This window comes from Pseudomonadota bacterium, from assembly GCA_030860485.1.
In the GTDB taxonomy this organism is placed as follows: domain Bacteria; phylum Pseudomonadota; class Gammaproteobacteria; order JACCXJ01; family JACCXJ01; genus JACCXJ01.
On sequence record JALZID010000142.1, the window covers coordinates 1 to 11821 of the forward strand.

Below are 11821 nucleotides of genomic sequence, written 5' to 3' on the forward strand. Positions count from 1 at the left end.
ACCTCGATGCCGTGATCACACAGTTGCATGTGGGGTTGCCACGTTTGGCGGACGATCATAACCGGGTGCGCGGCATAACGGCGTGGCCGTGGATAGTTAGTATCAACTTGAACGTACATTAGAATTAGCTGCATTTGCACTGAATTGAGCATACAAGAGGACCCTTCAATCAACATGGAGATTTGTTATGAGGAAACTTAGCACGATAGGCATCGGTATCGGCGCGATGGCGCTGGCGCTCTCACTGGCGGTGGTACTTCCGCGCCCGGAAGCGTCCTCAGATCAGCGCATCACTGCACAGGTGAAAAAGCTCATCAGGCAAACGGTGGCGCGGGAACTTCGCAGGCTCGCGCCGTCGCTAACCGTCGGCCGTGCCAAGGGTCCAGCGTTCTTCGCACGACTTGGCCCAGACGGCACGTTCGCCGGTCCCTCAAAGGGTGTCACTAGGGCGGATATTACGGTTCCTCTAGATGATATCGGTGACTTCGCTGGGGTGTATTGCTTTTCCAGCCCAACAGGTATTGTGGGTGGGAGTGTGATTGCCGATTCAAGCCTTTCCGGTGGTGGGAATGCCGCCCAGTTTGGGCTGGGCAGAATTGGCGCTGACGAATGCCCTGCCAGCACGCAGTACCATGTCCGGTTCGAGAGCCCCACTGGTTTCTTCTTGCAGTTGTATCAGTAGGCCCAGAACTTTTCCACCCACCGGCGAGCTGTCCTTGCATCGCCATCAAAGCGCCGCAAGGCATTACTCCGCCCCTTGGTGGGGCTTTTTGACAGGCAACAAGGGCGCATTCACACTGCGCCCCGACGAAGCTACCCTGCCGCACCACGCGCTTGTCGTTGAGCACGGCGAGCTTGGAAACGCCCCTACGGGCAGGGCACCCACCGTGCCGGGCATGTCGGGCGCCTGAGACAGCAGGAGAGGGTAGTCCGCCAGCGCCGCCCGTAGGGACGCCTACAGGTAACGTCGGTTCCCGCGCGAGAGTCGCCGTGATCCGCGCGGCACCGGGCTCGGGCTCGCCATCGTCAAGCATGTGCTCAAGCGCCACCGTGCGCAGCTCTACATCGACAGCACGCTCGGCAAAGGCAGCCTGTTCCGCTGCGACTTTCCCCCGGAGATAATCGTCACAGAGGAGCAAGCGGCCGATCTCAGCCACAGCGCCTAGCCCGCATTTCTCACCACCGCGCCCGTTACAATGCACGGGTCGTCGGCCGCCTCCGGGGAGGTTCCCATGATCGACCGGGCCGCCAGGGGCGGCGCCTGTCTCGTCGCGCTGGCCTTCCTGATAGCCCAGGGCTGTGTCGAGAGCCGGACCCTGACAGCGGCCATGCCCGCGCCGGCGTCTTCGATCGACCCCCGCTCGTGCGCAGGCCACGGGACCCTGTACCGGCGCACGGAGCTGTTCCTCGGTTTATCGAGGCCTGGCGGGGAGCCGGTGACGATAAGAGAATTCGCGGGGTTCCTGAAAGAGGCCGTGACCCCACGCTTTTCGGCGGGATTCACCGTCCTCGAGGGCCACGGCCAGTTCCGCGACCGGCACGGGACCATTGTCCAGGAAGACGCGCGCATCGTGGTCCTTTTGTACGATCCCCTGGACCGTACGGCCGGCGCGCGTATCGAGGCGATCCGCAGGGCCTATGCCCAGGCGTTTCGGCAGGAATCGGTGCTGCGCGCGGACGGCACCGCATGTGTCTCCTTCTGATGTACAAGTGTTGTATATTGGTCCCGATGGACCCCGAAAGGCTGGGCCATGCCCCCCATTAAGACCTACGCCGAGCCGCGTTTTGCGGTCCTCTATTGCGGCGTGCTGGGCCTCGTCATCCCGCTCTGGGTCATCACGACCTATGCGGCACAGGATGATCGGCGCGCCATCGTCATCAGCCTCCTCATCATGGGTGGCTTCGCCTTCGGCATCTACTGGCTTTGGTATTACGCCGCGGAGTTCGCCGCGCAAGAGCGCGAGCTCAGGAAACTCGACACGAGCGAGCCGGTGGAGCGCCAGCTCGACAAGCTCAGCGCAGGGCTCGCCCGCACCGTCCTGGAGCGGCTGCACGGGGTCCGGCCTGCCCCGAACGGCGTGCTCGGGACCTTTATCCCGTATCTGATCGGAGCCCTGGTCCTGCTCGGGCTCATCGGGACCTTCATCGGGCTCGTGGACACGCTGAGGGGCACGCGCGCCGCGCTCCAGACCACTTCCGAGATCGAGGCCCTGCGCCGATCCCTCCTGGCGCCGATCGCCGGGCTCGCCCTCGCCTTCGGCACCTCGCTCTCGGGGGTCGCGACCTCGCTCATCCTGGGGTTGGCATCCACGCTGACGCGCCGCGAGGAGCTCCGCCTCCACCAGCGCATCGCCGGCCTGTGCCCCGGCCCACAGAGCCCCCTGCACCCGGTCACGCGCCAGACCATGGCGCTCGAAGACCTCGTCGAACAAGGGGCGGTGCTGCCCAAGCTCCTGGCAGAATTCCGGGAGGCCGTGGGGGGGCTCGGCAAGACCTTCGAGGAGGGGCGTCTGGGCCAGGAACGCCTGGGCAACCACATCGCCGGCCTCATCAGCGAGCAGTTGGGGATCCTGCGCGGCGATCTCGGTTCGGAGCTCAAGCGCTTCAGCGATCATTTCGAGCCGGCCCTAAAGGGATTCCTGGTGCATGCCGTGGGGCTCCTGGACGATACCGGTCAGGACCTCATGTCCAAGGTCCAGGCGCGCATCGAGGCCACCTCGACGTATGATCAGGAGCGACGCAACGCGTTCCTCCAACTGATCGAGTCGGAACGCCGTACCCGCGGCTCCGAGGAGGCCGCGCACTTCGAGCGCTTGACGGTACACGCCGAGATGTTCAGCGATGCGCTGCACGGCCACGTGCAAGCCATCGGCTCGCAGTATTCCAGTTACCTCGCCAAGCTCGAAGAGCGCATGGCGGCATTCGACGAGGCCTGGCGCACGGACAGCGCCGGCCGGCGCAAATACCAGGAGGCGGAGCGCCGGGCGTTCGAGACCCATCTCGAAGAGATGCGTCGGAGGTTTATCGACGCGTGCGAGGAAGAGGCGCGGCGCCACCAGGGGTTATTGGAGCACATGGCGTCCCAGTATCACGACCTCGTCGAAGGTTTCGGGAAACAGACCTCGGCCCTGGCCGATCAAGCAGCAAAGGCTGTGGCCGACGTGTCCGCGCTGCACTCCGGCATCCTGGAAAAGCACGAGGGCGATCGGGAGCAGATGCGGAAGGCCTGGGGCGTGGAGCAGGGACGCCAGCAGCGCCAGTTCGATGCATTGCTGGAAAAGATGCGCGAGGACCTGGACGATCGCCGGCGCAGCGGCGCCGAGCAGGTCTCGAACCTCAACGCCTGGGCGCACCAGTTGGTCGAACGCGTGGAGGTCGGGGTCGCCGACAAGGCCGAGGGCTGGGACGCGCAGTTCACCAAGCTCCTCGCGGCGCTCGCCGAGGCCACCCAGGCCCTGCACCAGGGGGAACGCGCACGCATGCGCGAATTCAAGGAGATCGCGCAGATCCTCGCGGACGCCGACCGACATCGCGGCGAGGAGCTCGGGCGCTTGATCATGGCCTTGCGCGAGTCGAACGATGGCACGCGGCCGGTGATCACCCAGTGAACGCGAAGCCGCTCGATCCCGACAGCGACGGCATGGACACCACGCCGGCCTGGTACATCTGGCCGGCGATCGCCGACATCATGGTGTGCCTGCTCGGGATCTTCGTATTGTTGTTCGTGTGGTCCACGGTGTTGCAGATCGAGATCGAGGCCAAGCTCAAGTCGGAGCAGGAGGCCCGGCAGGCCGAGGCCAAGCGCCTCCAGGTCCTGGAACAGGCGCTGGCGAAACCCGTGGCCGAGGGGCGCATCACGCTCAGCGGCGGGCGCATCGCCATGCAGGGCAGCGTGTTGTTCAAGCTCGGCTCCGCGGAGCTCTCCTCGGAGGGACACGCGATCATCCAGGATATCGTGGAACCACTCGGGGCCTATTCGGAACAGAGCGAGGTTAGCGTCATGGTGAGCGGCTTCACGGATGATCAGCCGCTCTTGGGGATCACCAGCCCGTTTCAGGACAACTGGGAGCTGTCGACCGAACGCGCCTTGACCGTCATGCGCGCGCTGGTGGCGGCCGGGTTTCCCGTCGGAAAGGTCTTCGCCGCGGGGTTCGGGGAGTACAAACCGGTGGCCCCGAACGTGTCGGACGAGAACCGCGCCCGCAACCGGCGGGTCGAGATCACCCCGGTGCCGACCCTCGAATCGATCCCCCCGCCTTGATCGATATACTGGCCATCGTCATAAATCGCCTCCTTAGGTCCCCTCTCCCTCGGGGAGAGAGCTAGGGTGAGGGGATCAAAAAGGGAAAAAGGGCGATTTGTGACCGTACGTGGTATATATACCTTCGCCCTCGCCGCGTAGGAAATCAATCCGGCACCGTCACCCGAGGGAGTTGCTGGGTCAGACAATGGAAGGCGCCGAGCCCCCACACCAGATCGGTGCAGTCGATACCGACCACGCGGCGTCCCGGGAAACATCCCTCCAGGATGCGGCGCGCCGTCGCGTCCCGCGGGTCGTTGAACACCGGTAACAGCACGACCGCGTTGCCGATGTAGAAATTGGCGTAGCTGGCGGGCAGGCGCTGGCCGTCGTGATACACCGGCGCGGGCATGGGCAATTCAACCACCGAGAGCGGTCGCCCGTCAGCGAGCCGCATCGAGTGCAGGCGCGCGAGGTTGTCCGCGAGCGGCGCGTGGTTGTCATCGCGCGGGTCATCTTCCACCACCGCGACCACCGTGTCCTCGGCAACGAAGCGCACGATGTCGTCCACATGCCCGTCGGTGTCATCGCCGGCGATCCCCTGCCCCAGCCACAGCACCTGGCTGACCCCGAGAAACGCGCGCAGCCGCTCCTCGATCGCCTGGCGGTCGAGATCGGGGTTGCGGTTCGGGTTGAGAAGACATTGCTCCGTGGTGAGCGCGGTGCCGGCGCCGTTCACATCGATGGACCCGCCTTCGAGCACCATGCGCGCGGGGAAACGCGGGATGTCGAGGGACTCGGCCATACGCTCCGGGATGGCGTCGTCGAGGTCATAGGGAGGATACTTGCCGCCCCAGGCGTTGAACGCGAAGTCCACGGCGGCGAGCGGCGCCTGCCCCGCCCGCGTCACGAACACCGCCCCATGGTCACGGCACCAGGCGTCGTTGGTCGGGAAGCGGTGGTAGCGGACCGGGCCCGCGACCCCCGACAAGAGCCCGCGCACATGGGCCTCGTGGGCGCCATCGAGGACATTGATATGCACCGTCTCCCCCGGGGCGAGCGCCGCCACCGCCTGGACCATGACGGGCTCGACCGTCTCGAACTTGCCCGGCCAGCTTTCGCGCTTGTGGGGCCAGGACAGCCAGGTGCCGGCATGGGGCGACCATTCCGCGGGCATGCGGTAACCGAGGCTGGCCGGTGTGGCAGAGGGCTCGAAGAGACTCAAGCGACCCGGTGGAGACGATGCCAGTGGAGACTAATATGATTGCTGCCGATCAACTCGGCCACAGCCGCAATTGATGTCGATGGAATGCCCCATCCCTGCGGCGTTTCAACGACGCCGGGACAGTCGCTGAGATTGTAGGGCTTGGATCTCGTTTGCACAATGCAGCACCAACCCTGCCCTAACCCTGCCCTGAACGACCCTTGCTCGAGTAGGAGCGATCCATGGGTGAACGCGCAGCGAGAAAGCCAGGGCCAGGGATCGGCCCTGCTTGGCGCGCCGAGGATGCAACAACAGGATGTTGCCGGCCAATCCATGGGTGGATGCTTCACACTGGAAGGCGCCGTTCCACTCCAGACCATCCTGCCAGCCAAGGTGACTGACCGGCACCGGGGCTCGCGTCCCGGCGCCCGGGTGCTCGTCTTTGCGTCACCGTAAAGCCCCGACAGCCACCCGCAACCCGGTCGAGGCCAGCCCAAACGCCCCTTCCCGCCCCCGCGCGGACCCCCCAATCACCGACCGACCGTCCGACGCAACAGTACCGGTTGCAAAACCGCGCTGAAATTCCTATTCTTCCCTTGAAACTCCTATCCTTCCTTTTCTTCGTCGAGGACGAAAAGGAGAGCCGGCGCTTCGTCAGACACGCGCTGGAGACGGAGGACTATCCGTTGTTCGAGGCACAGAGCCTGCAATTCTATAACGTTTAGCACTGCAGGCCGGGCTCTTCTACCGCACCGGCATTCCGGCTTGTGTGGCGTGCGCGTCAAGATCGCCGAACCCGCCGAGGTGTCTACTGCCCGAACGCCGGCTTGACGCATTCCGAAGTCAGGCATATGCTTGGCCTATGTCAACTGCCGGAGACGAGTCCATGCCAAACCCACCCACCCAACGCCATGCCCGCCTATTTCGCAACGGACGCAACCAGGCCTTGCGCATCCCGCGCGAATTCGAGCTGCCAGGAGATGAAGTCATCATCCACAAGGACGGCCACCGGCTCATCGTGGAGCCGGTGAAGCGGCCCAATACACTGGCCGAGTTGCTGGCCTCGTGGGAGCCTCTGGATGAGGAGTTTCCGGAGATCGAGGACCCGCCGGTCAATTCCGAGGATATATTCTGATATGGCGGAGCCGCACTATTTGCTGGACACGAACGTGTTGTCGGCCGTGGTGAAGCGACCCCGGGACGAGCCGGCGCGCCGCATCGCGGCCATGAATCGCGGAGAGTATTGCACCAGCATCGTGGTAGCGTGCGAATTACGCTACGGCGTCCGCAAGAAGGGCTCGCAGGGTCTGGCCGCCAAGGGGGAGCAACTTCTGGCGAGCATCGACGTCCTGCCGCTCGAAGCCGGTATTGACCATCACTATGCGGAGATGCGGGTAGCGCTTGAGCGCATCGGTCAGCCGATTGGCCACAACGACCTGTTCATCGCCGCCCACGCGCGCGCCCTGGGCTTGACACTGGTCACCGACAACATGCGCGAATTTTCCCGAGTACCGGGCCTTGTGGTAGAGAACTGGCTGGCGGCGGATGTCTGAATACCTGCACATCGAGAAGCCCTTCCTCGACCAGCTCGCCGCGCTCGGCTGGACGGTAATCGACCAGGGGCAGGGATGCATCTCCTCCGATCCGGCGACGAGCCTGCGGGGGAGCTTCCGCGAGTGGTTGTTGCCCGAGGTGTTCCGCGATACCGTGCGCTCGCATCGATCTGGAGGAGCAACTGGCCGCCACCGCCAAACTCATCGGCGGCAAGGTAAACGTGATCGAAAACACCGCGGCGCTGCGCGAGCACCTGAGCACGGACGCCTCCGACATCAACATGGTGATGGTGCACAAGTTCCTGGAGCGCACCGAGGCGGTGCCGCTCAGGGTGGCGGAAGCACTGGCCACTTACGGCACGGCACCGTCGGGCAAGGGCTTCGGCACGGTGAATCCCTCCGAGCGCGTCCTATTGATGATCGACGAGGCGCACCGTACGCAAAGCTCGGACTTCGGCGACAACCTCTTCGAGGCATTTCCGAACGCCACGCGTATCGCCTTCACCGGCACGCCGCTCGTCACCGAGCAACACGGCGGCAAACGCACCGTGAAGCGCTTCGGCGAGTACATCGACACCTACAAGCTGATCGACGCCGTGCACGACGGGACCACCCTGCAGATCCTCTATGAGGGCCGCACGGCGGACACCGCGCTCAGGGACAAGCACGGCTTCGACACCCGGTTCGAAGACCTCTTCCGCCATCGGACGGAAGAGGAGATCCTCGCCATCAAGAAGAAATACGGCGCAAGCGGCGACATCCTCGAAGCCGCACAACGCATCGGCGCCATCGCGCGCGATCTCGTGAACCATTACATCGACAACATCCTGCCGGACGGCTTCAAGGCGCAGGTGGTGTGTCACTCCAAGCTCGCGGCGATCCGCTACCAGAAGGCGATCCGCGAGGCCCTGGCCGAGCGGCTGGACCGGGAGAAATTCAGCCGACGGCCGGATATGGAGTTGATCCGACGCATCGCCTTCCTGAGGGCCGCAGTGGTCGTTTCCTACGACACCACCAATGAATTGGCGGCTATTACGGAAGCGCGCAAGGAAGCCAAGCGCTGGAACGCGGTCGAGAACTTCTGTAAACCCTTCGACCTCGACGACCCGGCCAAGGATCTCACCGGTATCGCCTTCCTGATCGTGTGCGACATGCTGCTGACAGGCTTCGATGCGCCGGTGGAGCAGGTGATGTACATCGACAAGAAGCTGCGCGACGAAGACCCGGCCTTCTACAAACGCCTAAGCGAGAAACTGGAGAAGCTGATCCAGGAACACCAGAACAATTGGAAAGCGCTGGCCGAGGGCTACGAGCGGCTACGGCTCGAAGCGATGGCGGGCCGCACGGATGTCACCGAGGGACTGACGAAGGAGGCGACCACCTTCTATGATTACGTGGTGCAGCTCGCCTTTGACGGTCGGGCGGTGCCTGCCGAACACCGGCAACGCCTGAAAGGCTTGATGAGATCGTGGAAACTTTGCAGGGCACGATCGACATCATCGACTTCTGGAAGAAACCCATCGAGGTGAAGAAGTTGCGGGGCAACATCGACACGGAGATCCTCCTGGCCGACATCCCGGGGCTCACCGAGAAGCATGAACGGATCGCCGTAGAGATCGTGAAGCTGGCCGAGAAGCGGCACCAGGAACTGACGAGATGAAGGCGACACGTGATAAAGCGATTTCCTACGAAGTGGTGTGCAGCCGCCGCTCGACGGCGGACATCGTGATCGAGCGCGATGGCCGCGTCCTGGTCCGCGCACCCGAGTCGATCCCCGACGAGCGGATCGAGGACCTCGTGGAAGCCAAAAGCTACTGGATCTACAAGAATCTCGCGGAGTGGCACGACCTGAACGCGACGCGCGTGTTACGCGAGTACCGCGACGGCGAAGGCTTCCTATACCTTGGGCGCTCGTACCGCTTGTTGCTGGTAGCGGAACAGGAGGAGCCCTTGCTCCTGAAGGGCGGACGTTTCTGTCTGCGTCGTGCTTTGGTCGATCGCGGCGACATCGAAGCCGCCAAGGGGGCCTTTCGCGATTACTACATCGCGCGCGGCCTGGGGCGCATCCGCCAGCGCCTCGCTTACTACGCGCCCAAGGTCGGCGTCACTCCTGGTCGCATCGATATCCGCGATCTAGGTAAACGTTGGGCCTCTTGCTCACCGAACGGCAACCTCGCCTTCCACTGGAAGTGCATGATGGCCCCGCTAACTATCATCGACTACATCGTGGCGCACGAGCTTTGCCACTTTCACCACCTCGATCATAGCGGCGCCTTCTGGAACGAAGTCGATAAGGTAATTCCGGCCTACCAGGAGCGTAAGGAATGGCTGCGCAAACACGGCGCGGGATTCGACTTGTAACGTGTTGTTCCCTTCTTGCCGAAGACCTGCGCGGCGTCGCCGGTAGGTCGGGCCTTTCGGTGCCGCCGCCGGTGCGACGAGGCCGAGGAGGGGCCGCGATCGAGAACCAAGGGGGCCCGGAGACGCCCGACAAGAGCCCGCGCACATGGCGCTCGTGGAGCGCGTCGAGGACATTGATATGCACGGTCTCCCTCGGGCCAGCCAGCGCGGACACCGCCTCGACCATGACGGGCTCGACCGTCTCGAACTTGCCCGGCCAGCTTTCGGGCTTGTGGGGCCAGGACAGCCAGGTGCCGGCATGAGGCGACCATTCCGCGGGCATGCGGTAAACCGAGGCCGGCCGGTGTGGCAGCGGGCTCGAAAGGTCTCAAGCGCCCTACCTAGAAAAAACGCGCTACCCGAAGCTGGAGATAACCATCGTCCTCGAGTCCGCTCAGCCCGACATCGGAGCGCGGGACATTGGCGAATAGGCGGCCTTCGATCTCGACGCGCCACGCATCGCCCAGGCGGCGGCTGCCCTCGATGATGAACACACTCGCCTGGGTATCGAGGTCCACGGTGGCCCCGAGCAGGAGCTCCGTGCTCTGGGTATCGTTCAGCGTAAAACGGGCACCCAGGAACAGGTCGTTGTCGAAGATAGTGACCGGTGCGACCGGTGGTTCCACGCGATTGGTGGGGTCCCGGCCGTCGTACAGGTACTCGCTCAACAGGCCCATGTCGGCCGGTGTCTCGAACAGGCCGTAAAGCGTGTGTTCGAATCCCGCCACCAGGGCCCCGAAGCGATCCCTTGCCCGCCCCGGGTGATCGCCTCGAGCTTCCAGAGCCAGCTCCCCTTCGTGACCTGCAAGTCCAGGCTGGTCTGATCGATGATGTCGTAACGGGAGATCTGGAACCGTGGCCTTTGCGGAGGGGCAGGGGTAGCGATAAGACGCGGCTCTCGAGCGGTTCCCCAGAATTGGGCGACCCCGATGTCCCAGTCCTCGAACGTATGACTCCAGCGTGCCGCGTAATCCACATGCCACTCTTCCGCGGCGGATTCGAATTCCGCCCGATCGGTGTCCACGAACAGTTGGCCGCGCAGGCGCGCTTCGCGGTCCGGAAACGTGCGTTCCCGGAAGCCCGGCAGGATGAATAGGCTCAGGTTTCCCCAGTCCTGGCTGAGATTGAGATTGACCATGGGCTGGCAGAGCTTGTCCTCCTCGTCGATATCCTCGACCCGGTCGTCCTGGTTGATGATGTTGACCAGGTGCCGCGACTCCGCCACGCCCCAGAACACCTTTCCGATCCCGACGCGCAGGTCCCAGGAGTTCCCGGTATGAAACCAGTTGAGCTCCCGACATCGGCGTGTGTGCGGTGATCATCGTCGGCATCGAGCCGCACGTTCAGCGCAACGCGTGCTCCCGGGCCAAGTCTCCTTCCCAGCCACCACCCAGCGCCTTGTACAGCCGAACGAGGTTCTGGCTCACCGCCCGCTCGCCTTGGGCGAGGAGGGCCTGGCTGGTGTAGAGCGAGCGCTCGGCCTCGAGCACATCGAGAAAATCGACGAGACCGCTTCGGTAACGGTCGTGGGCGAGCCCGACCGCCCGCTGTTGCGCCTTTTCGGCCTCCGTTAGATTGTGCAAGCGGAGCTGCACCTGGCGGTAGGCGATCCCGATGATGCGCCCATCGGTGACGCCGATGGCCTTGAGTGCACCGTATTGCTTGAGGTTCTCCAGGGTGAAGAGATAAAAGGTCTGGCCCGCGACCACGGCGCCTACCAAGAAGGCGAGCGCGATGGTGATGCCGAAATTGACCGGGATGCCGGTGTTCTTAAGATAAAAACCGATGGTCTGCCATTTGAAGTCTTCCGTGGTGGCGGCGCGTAATCCGGTTTCGGATTCGATGCGGGCCGCCAAATCGTAAAAGCATACCCGCGGCTTCGCCTTGACGAGCACGTAGGAGAGCTGATTTCGCTCGCGGCCGACGTAGTCGAGCGCCTGGCTATAGCGGGAGTAGAACACCGGGAAGGTGGCGAAGGGCGCCGAGACCTCGGCGATGCCGACGAGCCGCGCGCGGTGGTCGTTCAACTCGAAGGTCTTGCCCAACGCGAGCGGCTCCCCTGGGAAGAAGTACGCATATCCAGCCCGGTCGATGATGACCGCATCGGGTATTTGCAAATCCTCGAAGCGCCCGAGGAGCATCTGCCGGGGTGTGCGTATTCCGGACCAATCTGATCACTGATTTCGGTCGAACCTGATCACCGATTCCGGCGCAAACTGATCACTTATTCCGGAGCAATCTCATCACCGCTCCGGAGCGGTTTCCTATCGAGCGTACGACGCGGGATAACCCGGCCGCCGGCCTTACCCTGTCGGATTTTTCCGACGAAAGGGCAAGGCCAATGGCAAATACGAGGGTATCCATGCGTAAGACGAAAGAGATCCTGCGCCTGCATCACGAAGCACGGCGCTCGGGGCGCGAGAT

General features: G+C 63.7%; 11 protein-coding genes and 3 pseudogenes. 9 read left to right on the forward strand and 5 right to left on the reverse strand.

Annotated features, from left to right (window positions below; genetic code table 11):
• Positions 1–187: 187 nt before the first annotated feature.
• The 5 genes and pseudogenes from M3461_07835 to M3461_07855 all read left to right on the forward strand — a co-directional run bounded on the left by M3461_07835 (position 188) and on the right by M3461_07855 (position 4261).
• Positions 188–682, forward strand: coding sequence for a hypothetical protein (locus M3461_07835; protein ID MDQ3774268.1), 495 nt, complete (start codon positions 188–190; stop codon positions 680–682).
• A 307-nt stretch (positions 683–989) separates the two neighbouring features.
• Positions 990–1166 (forward strand): annotated as a pseudogene (locus tag M3461_07840) (PAS domain-containing sensor histidine kinase).
• 66 nt (positions 1167–1232) lie between these two features.
• Positions 1233–1703, forward strand: coding sequence for a DUF3574 domain-containing protein (locus M3461_07845; GenBank protein MDQ3774269.1), 471 nt, complete (start codon positions 1233–1235; stop codon positions 1701–1703).
• A 48-nt stretch (positions 1704–1751) separates the two neighbouring features.
• Entirely contained in the window at positions 1752–3608 is a 1857-nt protein-coding gene (locus M3461_07850; protein ID MDQ3774270.1) for a hypothetical protein, read from the forward strand.
• Positions 3609–3640: 32 nt separating this feature from the next.
• The gene (locus M3461_07855; protein MDQ3774271.1) at positions 3641–4261 is read left to right on the forward strand and encodes an OmpA family protein; all 621 of its coding nucleotides are present in this window, start codon (positions 3641–3643) and stop codon (positions 4259–4261) included.
• Positions 4262–4406: 145 nt separating this feature from the next.
• Here M3461_07855 and M3461_07860 read toward each other — a convergent pair whose 3' ends face one another.
• Entirely contained in the window at positions 4407–5417 is a 1011-nt protein-coding gene (locus tag M3461_07860; protein MDQ3774272.1) for an agmatine deiminase family protein, read from the reverse strand.
• Between the two features lie 913 nt (positions 5418–6330).
• Between M3461_07860 and M3461_07865 the strand changes: the two genes are divergently transcribed.
• The 4 genes and pseudogenes from M3461_07865 (at position 6331) to M3461_07880 (ending at position 9358) form a co-directional block, all read left to right on the forward strand.
• Positions 6331–6579 (forward strand): AbrB/MazE/SpoVT family DNA-binding domain-containing protein, encoded by a 249-nt coding sequence (locus M3461_07865; GenBank protein MDQ3774273.1) that lies wholly within the window; start codon positions 6331–6333, stop codon positions 6577–6579.
• A 1-nt stretch (position 6580) separates the two neighbouring features.
• Positions 6581–6997 carry a type II toxin-antitoxin system VapC family toxin gene (locus M3461_07870; protein MDQ3774274.1) on the forward strand — a complete coding sequence of 139 codons (417 nt, stop codon included), beginning with the start codon at positions 6581–6583 and terminating at the stop codon, positions 6995–6997.
• Positions 6998–7158: 161 nt separating this feature from the next.
• Positions 7159–8657 (forward strand): annotated as a pseudogene (locus tag M3461_07875) (hypothetical protein).
• The gene (locus M3461_07880) at positions 8654–9358 is read left to right on the forward strand and encodes a M48 family metallopeptidase (protein MDQ3774275.1); all 705 of its coding nucleotides are present in this window, start codon (positions 8654–8656) and stop codon (positions 9356–9358) included. Before M3461_07875 ends, M3461_07880 begins: the two are co-directional and overlap by 4 nt.
• 163 nt (positions 9359–9521) lie before the next feature.
• Here the strand turns inward: M3461_07880 and M3461_07885 are convergent.
• The 4 genes and pseudogenes from M3461_07885 to M3461_07900 all read right to left on the reverse strand — a co-directional run bounded on the left by M3461_07885 (position 9522) and on the right by M3461_07900 (position 11538).
• Positions 9522–9680: pseudogene (locus M3461_07885) on the reverse strand (agmatine deiminase family protein).
• Positions 9681–9738: 58 nt separating this feature from the next.
• Entirely contained in the window at positions 9739–10074 is a 336-nt protein-coding gene (locus tag M3461_07890; protein MDQ3774276.1) for a hypothetical protein, read from the reverse strand.
• Positions 10062–10634: a hypothetical protein gene (locus M3461_07895; GenBank protein ID MDQ3774277.1), complete on the reverse strand. Its 573-nt coding sequence runs from the start codon at positions 10632–10634 to the stop codon at positions 10062–10064. The genes M3461_07890 and M3461_07895 overlap by 13 nt, the downstream gene beginning before the upstream one ends.
• A gap of 106 nt (positions 10635–10740) precedes the next feature.
• Complete coding sequence (locus M3461_07900; protein MDQ3774278.1) at positions 10741–11538, reverse strand: TolC family protein; 798 nt, start codon at positions 11536–11538, stop codon at positions 10741–10743.
• Positions 11539–11821 lie beyond the last annotated feature (283 nt).

Bases quoted from the DNA above. Each gene is read 5' to 3' on its own strand.
- M3461_07845 (MDQ3774269.1), top strand. From the start codon at position 1,233: ATGATCGACCGGGCCGCCAGGGGCGGCGCCTGTCTCGTCGCGCTGGCC.
- M3461_07870 (MDQ3774274.1), top strand. From the start codon at position 6,581: ATGGCGGAGCCGCACTATTTGCTGGACACGAACGTGTTGTCGGCCGTG.
- M3461_07900 (MDQ3774278.1), bottom strand. From the start codon at position 11,538: ATGCTCCTCGGGCGCTTCGAGGATTTGCAAATACCCGATGCGGTCATC.
- M3461_07860 (MDQ3774272.1), bottom strand. From the start codon at position 5,417: ATGCCCGCGGAATGGTCGCCCCATGCCGGCACCTGGCTGTCCTGGCCC.
- M3461_07850 (MDQ3774270.1), top strand. From the start codon at position 1,752: ATGCCCCCCATTAAGACCTACGCCGAGCCGCGTTTTGCGGTCCTCTAT.
- M3461_07890 (MDQ3774276.1), bottom strand. From the start codon at position 10,074: ATGGGCCTGTTGAGCGAGTACCTGTACGACGGCCGGGACCCCACCAAT.
- M3461_07865 (MDQ3774273.1), top strand. From the start codon at position 6,331: ATGCCAAACCCACCCACCCAACGCCATGCCCGCCTATTTCGCAACGGA.
- M3461_07855 (MDQ3774271.1), top strand. From the start codon at position 3,641: ATGGACACCACGCCGGCCTGGTACATCTGGCCGGCGATCGCCGACATC.
- M3461_07880 (MDQ3774275.1), top strand. From the start codon at position 8,654: ATGAAGGCGACACGTGATAAAGCGATTTCCTACGAAGTGGTGTGCAGC.
- M3461_07835 (MDQ3774268.1), top strand. From the start codon at position 188: ATGAGGAAACTTAGCACGATAGGCATCGGTATCGGCGCGATGGCGCTG.